General features: G+C 49.1%; 12 protein-coding genes. 8 read left to right on the top strand and 4 right to left on the bottom strand.

The window, feature by feature from the left end; genetic code table 11:
• Positions 1 to 70: 70 nt before the first annotated feature.
• A complete protein-coding gene (locus tag Pan161_RS24890; RefSeq protein ID WP_232103476.1) occupies positions 71 to 2056 on the bottom strand; it encodes a redoxin domain-containing protein in 1986 nt (661 codons plus the stop codon).
• A 265-nt stretch (positions 2057 to 2321) separates the two neighbouring features.
• Between Pan161_RS24890 and acpS the strand changes: the two genes are divergently transcribed.
• Entirely contained in the window at positions 2322 to 2708 is a 387-nt protein-coding gene (acpS, locus tag Pan161_RS24885) for a holo-ACP synthase (RefSeq protein WP_145231434.1), read from the top strand.
• A 25-nt stretch (positions 2709 to 2733) separates the two neighbouring features.
• Here the strand turns inward: acpS and Pan161_RS24880 are convergent, their stop codons facing one another.
• Both Pan161_RS24880 and ftsH read right to left on the bottom strand, forming a co-directional pair.
• Positions 2734 to 3324, bottom strand: coding sequence for an LOG family protein (locus Pan161_RS24880; RefSeq protein WP_145231433.1), 591 nt, complete (start codon positions 3322 to 3324; stop codon positions 2734 to 2736).
• The gene (gene ftsH / locus Pan161_RS24875; protein WP_145231432.1) at positions 3321 to 5378 is read right to left on the bottom strand and encodes an ATP-dependent zinc metalloprotease FtsH; all 2058 of its coding nucleotides are present in this window, start codon (positions 5376 to 5378) and stop codon (positions 3321 to 3323) included. Before ftsH ends, Pan161_RS24880 begins: the two co-directional genes overlap by 4 nt.
• Before the next feature lie 400 nt (positions 5379 to 5778).
• Here ftsH and Pan161_RS24870 point away from each other — a divergent pair, with 400 nt between their 5' ends.
• The 3 genes from Pan161_RS24870 to Pan161_RS24860 all read left to right on the top strand — a co-directional run bounded on the left by Pan161_RS24870 (position 5779) and on the right by Pan161_RS24860 (position 9513).
• Entirely contained in the window at positions 5779 to 6924 is a 1146-nt protein-coding gene (locus tag Pan161_RS24870) for a 1-deoxy-D-xylulose-5-phosphate reductoisomerase (protein ID WP_232103475.1), read from the top strand.
• Positions 6915 to 8936 carry an RIP metalloprotease RseP gene (gene rseP / locus Pan161_RS24865; RefSeq protein WP_145231430.1) on the top strand — a complete coding sequence of 674 codons (2022 nt, stop codon included), beginning with the start codon at positions 6915 to 6917 and terminating at the stop codon, positions 8934 to 8936. The genes Pan161_RS24870 and rseP overlap by 10 nt, the downstream gene beginning before the upstream one ends.
• A 139-nt stretch (positions 8937 to 9075) precedes the next feature.
• Positions 9076 to 9513 (top strand): hypothetical protein, encoded by a 438-nt coding sequence (locus tag Pan161_RS24860; protein WP_145231429.1) that lies wholly within the window; start codon positions 9076 to 9078, stop codon positions 9511 to 9513.
• A gap of 20 nt (positions 9514 to 9533) precedes the next feature.
• Here the strand turns inward: Pan161_RS24860 and Pan161_RS24855 are convergent, their stop codons facing one another.
• A complete protein-coding gene (locus Pan161_RS24855; protein ID WP_145231428.1) occupies positions 9534 to 11036 on the bottom strand; it encodes a hypothetical protein in 1503 nt (500 codons plus the stop codon).
• A 749-nt stretch (positions 11037 to 11785) separates the two neighbouring features.
• On the opposite strand from Pan161_RS24855, the gene Pan161_RS24850 reads away from it, so the two are divergent.
• The 4 genes from Pan161_RS24850 (at position 11786) to Pan161_RS24835 (ending at position 18357) form a co-directional block, all read left to right on the top strand.
• Positions 11786 to 12856: a prepilin peptidase gene (locus Pan161_RS24850; RefSeq protein ID WP_197995505.1), complete on the top strand. Its 1071-nt coding sequence runs from the start codon at positions 11786 to 11788 to the stop codon at positions 12854 to 12856.
• Positions 12831 to 14084 (top strand): class I SAM-dependent methyltransferase, encoded by a 1254-nt coding sequence (locus tag Pan161_RS24845; RefSeq protein ID WP_145231427.1) that lies wholly within the window; start codon positions 12831 to 12833, stop codon positions 14082 to 14084. Before Pan161_RS24850 ends, Pan161_RS24845 begins: the two co-directional genes overlap by 26 nt.
• A 5-nt stretch (positions 14085 to 14089) precedes the next feature.
• A complete protein-coding gene (locus Pan161_RS24840) occupies positions 14090 to 14932 on the top strand; it encodes a hypothetical protein (protein ID WP_145231426.1) in 843 nt (280 codons plus the stop codon).
• A 323-nt stretch (positions 14933 to 15255) separates the two neighbouring features.
• The gene (locus Pan161_RS24835; RefSeq protein ID WP_197995504.1) at positions 15256 to 18357 is read left to right on the top strand and encodes a PSD1 and planctomycete cytochrome C domain-containing protein; all 3102 of its coding nucleotides are present in this window, start codon (positions 15256 to 15258) and stop codon (positions 18355 to 18357) included.
• The last annotated feature ends 20 nt before the right edge of the window (positions 18358 to 18377 follow it).

The raw sequence follows: 18377 nt of genomic DNA, 5'->3' as shown, positions 1-18377 counted from the left end.
TTTTTCTGTTTCAGAAAAGAGGATTACTCTCAAGAAGAAGGACTGATTTCAGTTGACCGAGTGATCACAATCACTCGGTTTTCTTTCCTCGTGTTTTTTCGATCATGGCAGCCAGTTCATCGACGGTGACGATAGAATCTTTATCCTGGTCCGCCTGGAAGAACAGGGGGAGTTCGCGGAGCGGCACTTCATCGCGTTCAAGTTTGCCGTTAGAATTTTTGTCGCGCCGCCTGACCAGTTTAAAGGCGATCGTTTTGAACTGGTTTTCGGCTTCTGCTGTCTCCTTGGGAATGGCCACATTGAAGTATCCGATCATCATTTCATTCCATGTCTGATCGCCCCAGGAAACATCTTTGTTCGGATCTGGATTGGATAAATTACTGTCGGAATTGTTGTAGTGCGCGACACAGTGAATGTATTCCCCGTTCTTAATAGGAATCGGTTTTTCAACACTGTAAGCAGTCTGCCAGTTGAAATCGAAAGCCGGAACATTGATCAGAGTTTCGCCTGGTTGATCGGGTGTTTTGCGAAGTTCGTAGCGGAACGCTTTTCCCCGCAGATGCATGTGTGGCATAAAGCTCAGGATCACGCCATCGCGATCGCTGGGGGGGGAAGTGGCTTCGATTTTGAAGTTATCATTATTGGCATCAATCGAGAAGCGACGACGAACGAAATCTTCGTTAATCACTTGAGCTGTTACCACCTGGTGTGTCACCTTGGATTCATCTGTAAATACCAGGCCGACTTTGCTGCGGTCCTGCTGTTCGACACCGATGGGTGTGTAATGCAACTGAAATACCAGTTTGGAACCCGCGGGTACTTTTTTCGCCATGCCTTCCGGCAGCATGACTTCGCGGGATCCAGGCACATAACCGACCAGGAACTGATCTCCTTCGCCAAACACACGAACCCGTTTTCCCTGCGGGGGACGTGCAAAGACCAGGATATGATGGACGACGGCCCGGTTGCCTGGCAGTGCTTCTGCCCCTTTCAGCCATTTGTCCTCTGTGAATCCGGGGTCTACTGTGAAATACTGATATTTGACACCTCGTTTCCCAGCCTGCGCGGGAACATTAAATGGCTTGTCATCCATGTAAAATACAGCATCCGGTTTTTGAGGCAGCTTCCAGCCGGTGACGTAAGATTGCTGTTTAGGCAAATCCTGGGGATCGCCTTGGGGAGCCCCGTTTTCGACCCAGGTATAGATGAGTTCTTTTTCTGCTTTACCTAAGCTGCGATCATTGGCGAATTTTCCATGTTTGGGATCTGCGTGCCAGGGAGGCATACGCTGATCGCGGACGACTTCTGCGATGGTTTCAGCCCAGCCAGCCACTTCTTCATATTCATTTAACGCGAACGGGGCAATTTCCCCTTCACGATGACATTCGACACAATGTTTCTGAAACAGACGGGATATCTGGTTGGAGTAAGTCACTTTGCTGTCGGGATCGGGTTCGCGGATGCGGCCGATAAAACAGCCCACTGGTTTCGTCGAAGGCTGGCTGACCGTTTTGTCGGCTAGCAGTTCCGTCAATGCGATTTTGAGATCTTCCCGTTGGGGTTCATCGCGGAGATAGCCCACTCCATACTGATCATCAACGCGACCGTGGTAGCAGATCTTGCGATCCTGATTGAGGACGAAGATTTCCGGAGTACGTTTGGCACCAATCTGATCGGCGATATGATTTCCGGCATCTTTCAGCACGGGAAAATTGATCTCATGTTTTCGTGCATAAGCGGCGATTTCGGTGAGGGAATCCTGTTGATTTGACATGATGGCATAAAAGGCGACTCCCTGGCTGGTAAACTCGTCAGCCAGTTTCTGCAGACGTCCACCATACAGCTTTGCCAGAGGACATTCAGTTCCCAGGAAAGCGATGACAACCAGTTTCTGCTCCCGCTGATCGTCCAGTTGAACGGATTTTCCACGAAAATCCTGCAGTGTAAAGTTCTTAACCTGTTTGTTGAGTAGAGTATCTTTGGGTTCGGCTGAAGCTGTTGCAATGAACAGACAGCCGGCCAGCATTCCTGTGATTAGATAATAGAAGCATCGCATTCGACCTTGAACTCCCCTCTCAACTCATATTTAATGATGGGCGCAACTGGAATTTCGAAAACTGTGACTATCATCTAACCCAAACGGGAATTGACAGTAGCGTGAATTGACGTCGTTTCGTCCAGTATTCATAGAGCAGATTTACGATTTGCATCATGACAGCTCTATGCTTAGTTACCCTGCCTGAGGTAAATCTGTTTCAGAATTCAGGAAAAGATTTAATTTTTAATTATTATACAAGTGACCAGAAGCAAGGTAAATATCAGTGATCGTAGGACTGGGGACAGACATCGTTGAAATTTCGCGCATTGGTCAGATGATCGAACGTCATGGCGATACGTTTCTGAGTCGCGTTTTTACAGAAAACGAAAACACGTATTGTGGCTCTAAAAAGAATAAAGAGCAGCATTATGCGGGGCGCTGGGCTGCCAAAGAAGCGGTCATGAAGACACTGGGGACCGGCTTTATCAAAGGTATCGGCTGGAAAGAGATCGAAGTGGTTAATCTACAGAGTGGTAAACCGACAATCGTCATTTCCGGGGGTGTCGAGCGCCACGCTGGCGAGATGGGTATCAGTGAGATTCTGATTACGATCTCCCACAGCCGCGAATTTGCCACAGCCACGGCGATTGCAGTCGGTCAGGCAAAGTGATTCACAGCTTACAGATCTCTGCGAATCAAGTTTCATTGAGGTCCAGAATCTTTTCAATGACAGGCAACTGGTGATGGGTCAAATGATCCACCAGGATAGCTGGTGTTGGATCGGCGATGATCAGATCGCGGTATTTGGGTTTGATAAATTCTGTTTCAATGCAGTGGTCGACTAAATTCAGCAGCGGGTCATAAAAACCGGATATATTCAGCAGTCCGATTGGTTTTCTATAAATGCCAAGTTGTACCCAGGAGACGACTTCGAAAAGTTCTTCGAGTGTGCCGAACCCGCCTGGCATCGCAATAAATGCATCACACAATTCGGACATCAGGGCTTTACGAGTGTGCATATTATCCACAATGTGCATCTGCTCCACGCCAGGATGGATCAACTCTTTTTTTGCCAGCTGTTGCGGAATGACACCGATCACCTCACCGCCGGCATCCAGCACGGCATCGGCGATCATTCCCATCAAGCCAACGCTGCCACCGCCGTAAACCAGTGAAATCTTGCGCTCCGCCATCAGGTGTCCTAGTTTGAGAGCGGACCTCTGGTACTGCTCATCGTTCCCTGACTTTGAGCCACAAAAGACGCAGATACTTTGGAGTGTGTTCATGCTCCGGTTCCGTCGGCTGCCTGATCTTTCTCTGAAGTCTTTTCGTCCGGTTTCTGCTCGCCGCTTTTTCCTTCGTGGGCATTCCCTTTATAGGTGCCCGGTTTGATCTGCGGACCGCGCTGATGTTCTTTGAGAATGGCCTGGAGTTGTTCCATATCCATGACTTCGACTTCCAGCAGATCCCTCGTCATATGCTCCAGTAGTTCGCGTCGTTCGTCGAGGACTTCGTAGGCAATCTTAGAGCATTGATCGATGATACGCCTGATCTCCAGATCGATTTCGCGTAACGTGTTTTCGCTATGCACGCTCTCGACACCGGCTTGCGAATCGCCGAGGAAGGGAGACCGTCTGGTTTCGCTGTAGTGGACACGCCCCAGTTTGGGACTCATGCCGAACTCGGTGACCATGCGACGGGCGAGGTCGGTCGCACGCTGCAGGTCGTTCTGGGCGCCAGTTGAGGTTTCCTGATATACGATTTCTTCAGCGGCGATGCCTCCCAGCAGGACGCAGATGCGGTTTTCCAGTTCACTCTGAGTGACCAGTTGTTTTTCTTCTTCGGGTCGCTGCAGGGTATAGCCGAGGGCACCCAGTCCACGGGGAACGATGGAAATTTTATGAACCGGGTCGACATTAGGAAGAGAGCAGGCAACCAGAGCGTGGCCACATTCGTGATAGGCGACGCGGCTCTTTTCGTCTTCATGGATCAGACGCGTCGATTTTTCGAGCCCAGCAACGACGCGTTCGACGCCTTCTTCGCATTCGTGCATGGTCACTGCGTTTTTATTATTTCGCGCTGCGAGCAGGGCGGCCTCGTTGATCAGGTTTGCCAGATCGGCACCAACAAAACCGGGGGTGATTTTTGCAATATGCTGCAGGTTGACGGAGTCATCCATTTTGATTTTGGCGCTGTGGACCTTGAGAATTGCTTCCCGGCCCCGTACATCAGGACGGTCAACCAGCACGTGTCTGTCAAAGCGACCCGGACGCATCAAGGCAGGATCGAGGGTTTCCGGACGGTTTGTTGCACCCATGACGATCACACTTTGATCAGAGCCAAAACCATCCATCTCGACCAGCAGGGCGTTGAGGGTCTGTTCCCGTTCATCATGACCGCCGGGCATTCCGCTACCTCGCGTCTTGCCGAGTGCATCGAGTTCGTCAATGAAAATAATCGCCGGTGAGCGTTGTGCTGCCTGCTGGAACATATCCCTGACACGGGCGGCTCCTACACCGACAAACATTTCGACGAAATCAGAACCGGAGAGTCCATAAAAGGGCACACCCGCTTCGCCGGCAACTGCTTTGGCGAGCATCGTTTTCCCAGTTCCGGGAGGCCCGACTAACAGCACACCTTTGGGAATGCGACCACCCAGTGCCTGGTATTTTGCAGGGGTTCTCAGGAATTCGACGACTTCACGGAGTTCCTCGACGGCTTCATCAATGCCGGCGACATCATTGAATGTGACTTCGATATCTTCCTGGGCATACATACGTCCGCGACTGCGACCGAATGACATCGGGGAACCGGCGCCACCCATGCGACGGAAGAGGTAGATTACAAAAATCAACAGCACGATCGGAAAGAACAGGACCGCGATCAGCGATTCCCATTCGGAAGGCCGGCTTTCGGAATCAACGACAATATCTTTGCTTTCCAGTTTGGATTGCAATTGAGCGCGTTTCTCCGATGCAATTCCCCAGACCGGGATATAGTAATTTTTGGTGGTGTCAGCCAGAGTCCCTTTATCAGCCCCTTCCTGTTTGGGTTGATCCTGGAATACGATGTAATCCGTTCCAAACTTCAGCTCGTGGACGTTGGTTTTATTATATTTGCCATCTTCCAGACCTTTGACAAAATCCCCAAACTTGAGTTTCTCTCCCCGTTTATTGTTAGAGATGACTGAGAGTGTGATGACCAGGATCAAACCACCCACAACTAGATACCAGATCGCGTTGCTCTTCGGACCTTTGGGTTCGGGACGTTTGCCATCACCTTTGGGAGCGCGCTCGGGAGGGGGGGGAAGATCTTTTCGGTTCGGATCCGGGTTTGCCATGGAGATTTATCTTTTTTGCAGGCGTGTGTATTGCTGAAATCCAGTCATTAAAACACACGGAACATAAGGTCAGTTGGTTAAGCCCTCAGTGAAAGATCATTTCAGAGAAGAAGGGATCTTAACACAGAATGCATCGTATCTTTAAGGCTAATGTATGCCGTTTCAGCAGAGGGGTCAATCAAACGTATTCCGAGAAATGCGGGTTCTTGATTGAAACGCTTGTGAAAAGGCTCTTTTGCGGAGTGAATGCCCCTTGCCATGTTTAATTATTACGCCTAAAATGCGGATTCGTTGGTGGTTAGGACAAAAAAACAGTACCAGACAATGTCTTTTTTCCGCTCTCCTCAAGAATCAATACAACAGTCAATTATACCGACTGAGGATGAAAAAACAGGGTCGAATGAAGCGAATAGCCGTTCTCGGGTCTACGGGTTCGATTGGTACCAGTACTCTCGAAGTAATCGCCGCCCATCCACAGGAAATGGAGTTGACTGCGATTACAGCACATAACAGCTGGGAACAGCTGGCTGAACAGACACAGCAGTTTCACCCTCGCTGGGCTGTTTTAAGTAATTCACAGCTGGAGTCAACTGTCTGTCGCAGCCGCTTTGCTGTGGAGACAGAAGTTCTGTTTGGCGACGATCAGATTGAACGCGTGGCTTCATCCGAGGACGTCGACGTCGTCATTTGTGGGATTGTGGGAGCAGCTGGACTGAAAGGGGCCTGGGCGGCCATTGAAGCTGGAAAAACAGTGGGAATCGCCAATAAAGAGACCTTAGTCGTCGCCGGGCCATTAATTATGGATCTGGCTGCGCGGAATCACGCGACACTGCTTCCCGTCGACAGTGAACATAATGCAATATTTCAGGCCTTGCAGGCAGGAAAGTCTCAGGAAGTCAAACAGATCATTCTCACTGCCAGTGGCGGACCTTTTCGAGGTTTCAGCCAGTCTGAGTTGAAAGATGTGACGCCGGAAAAAGCATTGGCTCACCCCACCTGGGAGATGGGGCCGAAAATCACGATCGATTCGGCGACGATGATGAATAAGGCGTTGGAGATTATTGAAGCAAAATGGTTATTCAACCTGACTTCCGATCAGATCTCTGTTGTCGTACATCCCCAGTCCATTGTGCATTCGATGGTGGAATTTGTGGATGGTTCGGTCATCGCGCAGCTCTCGCCACCTGATATGAGGCTTCCCATTCAGTACGCACTTACGTATCCTGATAGGAAAAAAGGCCTGAATACTCCGATGGACTGGAGTCGGTCATTTGAGCTAACCTTTGAACCACCTGATCTGGAAGCGTTCCCCGCGTTGCAACTTGGATACGAAGTGGCAGAGCAGGGGGGGACATGCGGTGCGGTATTAAACGCAGCCAATGAAGCTGCAGTAGAACGATTTTTGTCGGGTGAATTGCGTTTCTGCGATATCGCGACTTCCTGTCAACAAGTATTAGAATCACATCAATTCGATCCCAATCCGAGTCTGGAAGAACTGTTTCTGCTGGATGACTGGGCTCGCAAGGAGATAAAAAAGTGGAAGTAGTGCTGACCAGTTTATTGTTAGGGACTCTTACCGGAAAAATTGCCAATATTGCCATGGTAGCCCTCGGGTTGGGGCTGGTAATTTTTTTCCACGAGCTGGGGCACTTTGCTGTCGCCAAATGGTGTAATGTGAAAGTGGAGCGATTCAGTATCGGCTTCGGCCCGATCATCTACAGCTTCAAATACGGCGAGACGGAGTATGCGCTGTCCATTATTCCGTTCGGCGGTTATGTGAAAATGCTGGGTCAGGACGATGTCGATCCCAGCCAGCTAAGCAGCGAAGAAATTGCCCTCGATCCCCGCTCCTATTCGGCCAAACCCGTTTATCAGAGAATGGGGATTATTTCTGCGGGCGTGATCATGAATATTATTACTGGCATGCTGTTCTTTGCATTTGCATTCCGACTGGGCGTCGCATCGACGCCTTGTATCGTTGGGACCGCAGTGCCGGGAATGCCCGCGTGGGAGTCTGGCATTCAGCCTGGTGATGTGATTCACAAAATCAATGGCAACGAGACAACATCCTTTATGGACATTATTCGCAGTTCCGCCTTCAGTGATGGAGATATCACGATGGAAGGAACGCATCTGAACGGCGAAAAGTTCGAGGTCAAAGTGACGCCGGATCAGACAGGTACCCGGCCGCAAATTGGACTGCTGCCGGCACAGAGTCTGCAGATTCCCGTTTATCAGGATTCGAATGAGCGGATCACCAGTAAAGGGACCGCAGCAGCCAAAGCTGAGCCTCCTTTTTCGCAGGGTGATACGATCAAAACAATCAATGGTGAAACCATTGAGAATTATGCACAACTGCAGCGGACCTACGCAGCAAAAAGCAGTGAGACTTTAAAGACGGGTGTTGTTCGTGAAGGAACACCCGATACAGAGATTGTAGAGATCGAAGTGAAGAACAATCCATTTCGAACTTTAGGGCTCTGGATGGAGATTGGCCCGATTGAATCGATTCAAAAAGGTTCTCCGGCTGATCGAGCAGGATTAAAAGTCGGTGATAAGATTACTCATATCGATGGTCAGGATGTTGGAAAGGCTTTGAATCCTCTGCGTCTGCCTAACTATTTTTCGGGTCGTGCTGGTGAAACCATTCCGATTGTTGTCAATCGTGAGCAGGATGGTGCTCAGCCGACTGAGGTCAATCTCAATGTCGTTCCACTAGACAACCCCGCCTGGCTGGAACATCCTGTCTTTTCCAATACTCCTCTGGCAGTGGGTTCACTGGGGGTTGCCTTTCATCTGATTCCTACAGTACTCAAAGTCGAAGAAGGGAGTCCGGCTGAGAAAGCGGGTATCAAACCAAATGCTTTGATCAAGAAGATCAAAATTATCTATCCGGATAATGAGACTGCAGCCGACTGGGACCCGATTCCAGAGGTCACATACGAATTCGATGATAAAAACAAGAACTGGGCGAATGCGTTCTGGGAGATGCAGGTTCGCCCCGGTTGGCCTGTCGAACTGACATTCAGTCAGAATGGTAAGATCGTCGAGGAAAAACTCAATCCATGGGTCAATCCCAAACAGAAACCAGATGATCAATGGTCGCTACCTGTCCGGGGTATCCGCTTGCAGTCACTGCGTGAAATTCAGAAGGCTGACAGCATGGGCCAGGCGCTGGGAATGGGAGTGCAGTACACAACAAATTCTGCGAAAGACATCTATCTGACTCTGAGAAGTCTGATAACCGGACGTGTCTCCCCAATGGAATTGAGTGGACCAGTGACGATTGCCAAAGTCGCCTATGAAGTGGCCCATGATGGTTACGCGCAACTGCTGCTGTTTCTGGGTTTTCTGAGTGTGAACCTTGCTGTATTGAACTTCCTGCCGATTCCCGTGCTGGATGGTGGGCACATGGTGTTCCTCTGTTGGGAAGGCATCACCCGCAAGCGACCCAACGAAAAAGTTCTGACAGCTGCTACTTATGTCGGGATGATCTTTGTTCTGGGACTGATGATATTTGTTCTGTATCTGGATATCTTCCTGCGGGCATTATCTTAATTTCATATTCTGAGTGACTCCAAAAAATGATTAGGATCGCACAATAAATCTGTTAAGCTGAAGGTAGTTCCTGATGTGATCGAGACGTCAGGAATGGAAGATCCTGTCGCATTTTGGGAGCACATCGGAGAACCAGATTATGACTGCAGGTCAATCCCCTCGTGGTTCAGGAGATCAGGCAGCGGCCTGGCTGGCAACTGTATTCACACTCACTGGCGGATTATTTGCTTGTATCTTCGTCGTTGTTACGAGTGGCGAACCACCGGGCAGACCCATGATGGTTGCCATTGGTGTCATTACTGTATTGCTGTTAACACTCTGGCTGCTGCGTGATAAACCCCCGGAATCCCAGCAGGAGAAGCTCAAACTGTGGCACTTCTGGAAGAAACAGGATGCAGATCCCTACGAGTATCGACCTCGTCCGCGAAAAAAATCGAGCCATACTGATTATGGTACGAATCAGCCACCGACTCTGGAATCGATCAAGGAAGCGGCTGATGATCAGCGGACCTGGGTCCCCTCTGTTCGAAATATCAAAGAAACTTCAGAAGGTTCCCAGTCTGAACGGACTGAATAAATTCGACGAGTGAGCAGGGGCTATTTGTACCGTGAGAAGAGGCCACGACGACGTGCCTGCCGTGATGTATCTTCGTTTGAACTGTTGTTCTGCCGGTACTGTGGCTGATGATTGTACTGAGCAGCATTTTGCTGCTGCAGAAATCGCTTTGAGTAACCGATGATCTGGTCCGAGGGTTCCGGTTTCTCAAAGTCTTTGTGCTTAGCCAGTTCTTCCAGGTATTTTGCGTAATCAGGTCGGGTCCGTTCACGGTAAATGACCAGTGAGTCAATTGCGTGATACATGCCACCCGGTTCCAGCGGCTGACTTTTATACTCAATCAGATCGGTCGCAATCCGGTAAACAGCGCTGCGGACCCATTGCTCATCCAGGCGGTTCTGCGGCAATGCTTCCATGATGAATTCCAGCGTGTGACCAGTAGTTGAGACACGTTTATTCACATCACTGGCGTACTCAGGGCCTTCAAAATATTTTGAAGAAAATGAGCCGTCACGGTTCTGCATCGAACGGGCGTATTCAGCGTACTGACGAACCCGCATGCTGGCTTCCAGCCAGGTTCCCCTCAGTTGTTTCTGGTCTTTGAGGTAGCAGTTGACGGCACTGGCAGTCGCGAACAGGCCGTGAGTACCACCGCAGGCTGATTTGGTCGGTTCAGACTGCATCTGCGCCCGTACCAGTTTCTCCATACTCCACTCTTCCTGTCGGTCACTCACCCATTCTGTATCCCAGGGGAGATAGCGGGAAAATGCCCACAGAGTCCAGGTGATCTCTTCATTTGTATTTACTTCCGCCTTGGCGTTACTGATCATATCGGCGATCGAGATTGTTTTTTCGCCTGTTTTGAATTGATGGTCGATTGGAATTCCAGCCATGGCGTAAAAGGCAAGGAATTGATTCGGGTGACCTTCAAACGCATAAGGCTCTGTAAAAGGATGTCCCTTGCCACCATGGGGAGTGGTAATGAACCAGGGGCGTCCACGGAAACTGGGGCCAGTTGAAATCCAGTCAATGGCACGAATGCGTTTGTTATTTTGGTAGAGTGTGTATTCCCAGCGAAGCGCGAGAATCCCATGTGCAATCTGCCAGGGTGTGTGTACATTGGTGGAAAGCATTCTGCGGTGTGAGACTTCAATCGCTTCGTCTACCAGTTTGTCCAGCGGGTCAACAATTTCTGGAACAGGTGGTGCTTTCGGAGGCTCTGGTTTTTTCATCTCTGGTGAAGACTTGCTGGCGATACCCGGAAATGGTTTGGGTTCCGGGACAGAGCCAGCTTTTTTTTCCGAGGGATCATCAGCCAGAAGTTCCGGTTTCTGGGCTTCTATACTGAAGTCAGGTTTGCGGGCGACCACCGGGGCTTCCATGTCCTCAGGAATCGTTGTGACCTGTCTAATTCCATTCGGGGCAGATTTAAGATCGGGGACCAGTAACTGAGGTCCAGAGGCACCCTGAAGATCACAGGCAATCTGAGAAATCGTGGTGAATACAATTAAAGTTGAACATTTAATCCAAAGGTGGGGTTGCATCCTTGAATTCATTGCTGTGTGCTTTCCAAATCTACAATTTGTATTCTAAACGGGGCAGGAAATATCCGTGAGGCGGGGAAATTCCATGCATACTTCCAGGTGGTATCTCGGTCTGATGTATGGGAACAATTTTTTTAAAAGCGGTGCTGAAAATAGAGACTTTCAACAGCCGTTTTAAGTCTGAGGTTGGTAAATGACTCAGAAATTGTTGTCAGTGAGCTTATTCGGATTTTGGACAATAGATTCTATTTGAGAGAGTTAATTCGTATCCGAAGTAGTCATAGTTCGTTTATATTTATATCTGGAGATACATGAATTATCGGTAGATGTAATTCAATCTGTTGACCGGGGTTTTGGAGAAAGCGGCATCTGATCCGACTTTGTTAAATTTGGGGTACCAGTTACGTAAAATGGTATATGTATTTTTGTTTTGGATCTAATTATGATGTTTTGAGGTGAAATACTCATTCTCCGATTCCGGCGACTTCGCACGAATTGAACTAGGGGAATTCTGCAAAATCCTGGATTGAATTCTTTTTGAGTAAAGTCAACTGCATCCGAATCTCCAGAGAACAGACCTGGAAGGTTTTTATGTAAAAGATGGTGTGAAACGTTCCGCTGGCGGCGTAATTAATCATGAAACAAATGGAACCATAGATAGACCCTGAACCATGCAACTGATGTTAGAGTTTTCCTCAAGTTCGCACTTGTGGGTTCTGGAGGTGTTTACTGCCCTCTGGTGTTTCGTGATGGGTTCTGTGATTGGCAGTTTTTTAAATGTAGTCATTTATCGGATGCCGTTGGGATTGAATATTTCCAAACCCAAGTCACGCTGTCCGGTCTGCGAGACGCCGATCCAGACAAGAGATAATCTTCCGATTCTGGGCTGGCTTCTGTTGCGAGGTAAATGTCGAACATGTCAGACGCCGATTTCGGTACGGTATCCGATCGTTGAGGCGCTGACCGGTTTGTTCTTTCTCCTCTTATATATAGTGCTAGTCCATTCCGGAGGACAGTTTCTACCATACCGGCCTCCCAACCGTTTTGGGGGCAGCTATCAGATCCTGGAAGGTCGGACCTGGGATCTGATTGCCCTGGATGTCTATTACAGTTATCTGTTTATTGTTCTGCTGGCATCAGCCTACATCCAATATGATGGTCAGAGCATTCCCCGCCGACTGTTGATCTGGTGCTTTATCATCGGTCTCGGGGCCGGCGCATTCATTCCCGAATTACATCCGGTTCCTGCTTTAATTTCTACTCAGTCTGAAGTATCAAGTACGGCAGTACTGCTTAACGAACTTTACTATTACGGGACGCTACATATAGGGGTCGAAATTGAGACCATCAAGACGCTGGTCTGGGGTCTGTTATATGGGGTCATTGTAGGGGTCCTGTTCTGTTGGCCGGTTTTATTCAAGCCACAATCGGCGAGTCCGTTTCCGCCCCGAACTTCCTGGCTGTTGATTCTGGTGGGAGTTTATCTGGGCTGGCAGCAGGTGGTGGCTCTGGGTTTTCTGGCCGCATTCAGTCTGCTCTGTTTTGAGTTATCATCACGTGGAAACAGGCAGTTTCTATTGCGATTACCGGCTTCAGCTTTTATCGTATCTATACTGATGTTACAGTTATTATTTGGTAAGTATCTGACAATTCTTCCCTTGCATATGAGTAACCTGAGCTATCTGCTGGTAACAGGTTTCCAGATAGTAGCAATCCCTGTACTGACAGGTATGTCACAGTCGATCTATCTTAAACGGATCCCTCAAACAAAAACACAGGACCAGATTTCAATTGATGAATCCAGATCCATCACATTCTGAACTCGCTTTACCTGATGTTGTCATGCAGACTTTGGAAAATGGGGACTGTATCCAGCTGCTGTTATGTAAACCGGTGGAAAAGCAGGTTTCGACATTAAAAAAAGTGACTTTGAGACCTCTGGTTATCAAAGAGAAGCCTCATTATCAGTTTGCCCTTCTGCGGGGCAGACAGGAAGTCCATGAGAATCTGCCTCGCGAGGAGAGTTTTCAGCGTATCATGGAACTCTGGTTGGAGCATTTTCAAGAGGGCTATCTTTTTACGCAAAAGGCTGACTATCATTTTCGCAAATCAAAACAGGGCAATGTTTCGATGAAAAAACATGCCCCGACGAAAGCAGAACAACCGGAAATCGTAACGCACAACCGTACGAAACAATATCTGATACCGGAAGGTGTCCCCTGCGATTTTCTGGAAGCGATTGGTGTGATGACTCACGCCGGAAAGGTGAAATCAGTTCAATATCGCAAATTTCGACAGATAAACCGATACATGGAATTCATTAATGAGATTGTGCCATCACTGTCAGGGAGTGGCGAGCTCAATATCGTTGATTTTGGTTGTGGTAAAAGTTATCTCACGTTTGCCACCCATTACTTATTTACCGAAATCCTGAAGCGCCGAGTCAACATCACTGGACTCGATTTAAAGCAGTCAGTTGTAACTCACTGTCAGCAGATCGCTGATGATTTGAAATGTGATGGTCTGACTTTCAATACCGGAGATATTTCCCGCTTTCAGTTCGGTTCAAAAAAATGTGATCTCTCCATTTCACTGCATGCCTGTGATACTGCCACCGATGCAGCGATTGCGGCAGCTGTACTTGCTGATACGGATGTCATTATGGCTGTTCCCTGCTGTCAGCATGAAATTTATCAACAGATCAGCAGTGTGCCACAGGCAGGTTTACTGAAACATGGGATTCTAAAAGAGAAAACAGCGTCACTGGTGACGGATGCCTTGCGGGCACTGGTACTGGAAATTTGCGGTTATCGCACTCAGGTTATCGAATTCATTGAGACGGAGCATACTCCCAAAAACCTGCTGATTCGCGCTGTCAAAAGACAGCCCCGACTGCCAATGAGGGAATTTCGAGAGTTAATACACCAGTTTCGGTCTTTAAAAGATCTGTATGGAATCGATACATTTTATCTGGAGCAGGCATTGGGGGAACGATTTCAAAAATTGTGCCAGAAGTCTGGACACGTAATGACAGGGATTGATGGATAGATTCAATGATATCTGAGGAATCAGAGACAAATCTAAAACGAATACGAATCCGGTCCGGTGTGATGCTGTTTGTCTGTATTGCGCTGGTTTCTGCACTTCTGATTTACTGGATTCAGAGTCGTCAGATGGAGCTGTCAGTTTCTAAAACTGGTAATCTGAATGCAGAGCCTGCCGTTGATGGTGTACGGTTCCAGTCAGTAGCTGAGGCAGAGCCTGCAGATTTACAGCCAGATCCCGTTGTGTCTGCATCTTCAGCTGATCTTGTTCTGACTCAGACTGCCTTTAAAAAACCTTTGTTACCGGATCTGAATACCGTAAAGGAAGGTGAGCTGGAATCAACCAGCTGGCAAAACCCTTTTTACAAACTGTTCTGGAAAAGTCAGGGCTGGCAGTTCACAGAAGAGGGTATGGAGTCTGCAGTGGATCAGATTTCGGTAGCGACTTTTAACAGGCCTTACCAGAAAATCAGTGTCAGTTTTCGTGTGCAGGTTGAGAAAGAGTTTCCTGACTTCGAACTGCAGTTACTGACTAGAAATCCTGAGCAGCCAGATCAGATTCTCGTTTCCAGTGTGATCCATTTTCAAAATGATGCGGTCAGTATTTCCGAATCCGTTGCGGATACCAGTCAGGAATTGAAGCAGATCAAGTTAGATCTGACCCGCACAAAACCGGAAGCGGTGCCTGTACGTCTGGTGGGAACCGGGAATCGGTTTGTGGTCAGTATCGGCAGACGACGGGTGCTGACCTGTGCCCAACCTGCACTCCAGTCGGGAAAGGAATGCTTTCTCTGCTTTATCACCAATCGTGAACGCATCAAACTGACATCACTACGAATTGAAGGTGAGTGAATCTAAAACGATTCCAGTGGGGAATGGGGAATTCGCCGGGTGAAAACAGAGCTGTACATTCAACAAAAACTTGCAATCTACCGGCTCCGTTGGTAACCTGAATGAGAGTCTGTTACCGGGCTTAGAGTCTCTATTCTTCCAGATGAAGTAAATCTCTGCTCGTTTGGAAGATGTTGCAGCGGTGTTCTGTAATAGACTCAATTAACAAGCGACCTGCCTGCTTCTCCAGCGACCCCGCATTCTGTTTCGTATTCCTGAGTGGGAACGGATTTGATCCTGTATCACAGAAACGCGGTTCACCTTCTCATATTTCGGGTTTTCCCATGCGGAATTTGTTAAGACATGTGACAGCCGCTGTTTTGATCACCTCAGTCATGGTGCAATCCGGTTTGGCAGAGGACAAGGCGGACAGTAAGGTCGCCATTGATTTCGTAACACAGATTCGCCCTCTCTTAAAGCAGTATTGTTACGACTGTCATTCCCAGGATGCTGAAGAATCGGGGTTGCGCCTGGATTATGGGGCTAACCTTCTCAAAGGGGGAGACCGCGGGCCAGCCGTCGTTCCGGGGAAAAAGGCCGAAAGCCCGCTGTTTCAAAGCCTCTCGGGACAAGGCAAAATCCCCCAAATGCCGCACGACCTGCCTGCCTTGAAACCACAGGAGATCAATCTGATCGGAACGTGGATTGAGCAGGGGGCCCACATACCAGAATCCGAGTCCGTGTTGAAGCAGGCACAAGTCTCATCGGAGCACTGGGCCTTTCAACCCATACAGCGTTCCACCGTTCCTGTTGTCCCGCAGCAGGACTGGATTAGAAATCCGATTGATGCCTTTATCCTCAAGCAGCTGACACAAAACAAACTGACTCCTTCAGCGGAAGCTGACCGGAATACACTGATTCGCAGGTTAAGCCTTGATTTAACAGGCCTGCCTCCTACCGTTGAACAGGTACAGGAGTTTTTGGCTGATTCCGAATCGGGGGCCTATGAACGGCTCGTCGATCGACTGCTGGCGTCTCCTCATTATGGAGAACGCTGGGCCAGGCACTGGCTGGATGTGGCCCGTTATGCAGACTCAAATGGTTTTACGATTGATGGCCCGCGTTCGATCTGGAAATATCGAGACTGGGTGATCAATGCCATCAACGACAATATGCCCTTCAATCAGTTTGTCACAGAACAGTTAGCCGGGGATTTGCTACCGCAGCCTACCACCGCGCAATTGATCGCGACCGGCTTTCATCGAAACACACTGATCAACCAGGAAGGGGGAACGAACCCCGAGCAGTTTCGCGTGGAAGCCGTAGTGGACCGGGTGAATACAACCGGAGCCGCCTTTCTGGGGCTGACCGTTGGATGTGCGCAATGCCACAAGCATAAATACGATCCCCTGACACAACGGGATTTCTATCAGCTGTATGCGATCTTTAACAGTACGGCTGATGTGAACAGCGCCCCACCGACTCTCGCGTTACCCACAAAAGTGCAGAAAACAAGGCAAGCCGAACTCAAGCAGCAGATTGCTGTAAATACGAAACAATTGACAGAGCGGGAAAAGACGCTTGCTCCGGAATTCGAATCGTGGCAAACGACGGTTCAACAGAATTTGAAAGATTCAGAAAAACAGTGGACTGTGCTCAAACCCCAGGGCATGGTTTCCGAAAACGGAGCGTCCCTGACCACGCTGGACGACCAGTCATTATTAGTCGGTGGAAAAATCCCTGACAACGATGTCTACCAGGTCGAAGCGGAAAATATCCCACCGGGGATGAAAGGACTGAGGCTCGAAGTCCTCACCCATGAAAGTCTGCCCAAAATGGGGCCTGGCTGGGCTGGCAACGGTAACTTTGTGCTGGACGAAGTGATCGTCGAAGTGGCAAAAAAAACAGAAAATCGCTGGACGGATTTTGAACCAGTGAAACTGGTTCAAGCCACGGCAGATCATTCACAGAATAAATTTCCGGCGTCTTATCTTATAGATGGTGATCTGAAAACTGGCTGGGCCATTAATGTGTCTAAGGGGAATATGAATGTGAATCGCAGGGTCTTGTTTTCATTGAAAACGCCTTTACAGTACTCCGACCCGATGAAATTGCGGGTGACCTTATCACAGACGCGCAATGCGAAATACAATGTGGGACGGTTTAGGTTGTCTGCGACCCTGGTCGATCCGGGAGTGTTCAATGTCGACCCTGCCGTGCTTGCCATTTTAAAGTTACCAGAAGAAAAACGGGATGCAAAACAGAAGGCAACGATCACACAGGCGTTTCATCAGTCAGATCCTCAGTGGGCTGGACTAAATCAGAGGCTGACGAAACTGAAAGCAGAGCAGACGAAACTCAATAAAGGCATTGTCACAACAATGGTCATGAAGGAGTTGCCGAAGCCGCGCGAAACGTTCATCCTGTTGCGAGGGAATTTTCTGGCACCCGGGGCACCTGTCAGCCCGGATGTCCCCGCGGTATTACCTCCATTTCCTGAAGAAGTGAAAACTCCGACACGCTTGGATTTCGCCAGTTGGCTCACCAGTCCGGAACAGCCTCTCACGGCACGGGTGACCGTTAACCGCTACTGGCAACGCTTTTTCGGCAGGGGCATTGTGGAGACCGAAAATGATTTTGGCACCCAAGGTACATCACCGACTCATCCCCGACTGCTAGACTGGCTGGCGTCGGAATTCATGCGCCTGAACTGGGATGTAAAACAGCTTCATAGGCTGATTGTTACTTCCGCTACTTATAGACAGACCTCCGACTTCAGGCTGGAAAATCAGGAGCAGGATCCCCGCAATCTATTGCTCTCACGTCAGAACCGCTATCGCATTGAAGCCGAGTCTATTCGCGATCTGTTTCTGGCCAGTAGTGGACTACTGACGCGAACCATTGGTGGTCCGAGTGTTTATCCTCCTCAACCAGAGGGCATCTATGTTCTGACACAGAACAAGAAAAACTGGCCTGAAGAGCAGGGCACTAATCGCTTTCGCCGAGGCATGTATACGTATTTCTGGCGTTCAAGCCCTTATCCGATGCTGCCGACCTTTGATGCTCCCAACAGTAATACAACGTGTACCCGCCGCGTTCGGTCAAATACACCATTACAGGCTTTAACACTCGCGAATGACGAGTCCCTGTTTGAGCTCATTCAGGGTTTAGCACTGCGGATTCTGCAGGAAGGCCCTGATTATGATGAGGGACGATTGAGACAGGCATTTCAAATCTGTCTGTCCCGGTCACCCGCAGACCACGAACTGGAAGTTTTGACACAATACCTGCATGAACAGAGAACATGGTTCAAAAAGTCACCACACCAGGCGAAGCAGGTTGCTGCCAGCGATTTGCCCGAAGAGATCGAAGTATCAGAAGCTGCCAGTTGGACGGCTGTCGCACGCGTGTTAATGAACCTGGATGAATTCATCACACGGGAATAACAACTTCTTCGCAATGAATG

Source organism: Gimesia algae, assembly GCF_007746795.1.
Classification (GTDB): domain Bacteria; phylum Planctomycetota; class Planctomycetia; order Planctomycetales; family Planctomycetaceae; genus Gimesia; species Gimesia algae.
This window is presented reverse-complemented; position numbering and strand designations above follow the sequence as displayed.

Bases quoted from the DNA above. Each gene is read 5' to 3' on its own strand.
- Pan161_RS24890 (WP_232103476.1), bottom strand. From the start codon at position 2,056: ATGCGATGCTTCTATTATCTAATCACAGGAATGCTGGCCGGCTGTCTG.
- Pan161_RS24880 (WP_145231433.1), bottom strand. From the start codon at position 3,324: ATGAACACACTCCAAAGTATCTGCGTCTTTTGTGGCTCAAAGTCAGGG.
- ftsH (WP_145231432.1), bottom strand. From the start codon at position 5,378: ATGGCAAACCCGGATCCGAACCGAAAAGATCTTCCCCCCCCTCCCGAG.
- Pan161_RS24870 (WP_232103475.1), top strand. From the start codon at position 5,779: ATGAAGCGAATAGCCGTTCTCGGGTCTACGGGTTCGATTGGTACCAGT.
- Pan161_RS24860 (WP_145231429.1), top strand. From the start codon at position 9,076: ATGACTGCAGGTCAATCCCCTCGTGGTTCAGGAGATCAGGCAGCGGCC.
- Pan161_RS24855 (WP_145231428.1), bottom strand. From the start codon at position 11,036: ATGCAACCCCACCTTTGGATTAAATGTTCAACTTTAATTGTATTCACC.
- Pan161_RS24850 (WP_197995505.1), top strand. From the start codon at position 11,786: ATGGGTTCTGTGATTGGCAGTTTTTTAAATGTAGTCATTTATCGGATG.
- Pan161_RS24845 (WP_145231427.1), top strand. From the start codon at position 12,831: ATGAATCCAGATCCATCACATTCTGAACTCGCTTTACCTGATGTTGTC.
- Pan161_RS24840 (WP_145231426.1), top strand. From the start codon at position 14,090: ATGATATCTGAGGAATCAGAGACAAATCTAAAACGAATACGAATCCGG.
- Pan161_RS24835 (WP_197995504.1), top strand. From the start codon at position 15,256: ATGCGGAATTTGTTAAGACATGTGACAGCCGCTGTTTTGATCACCTCA.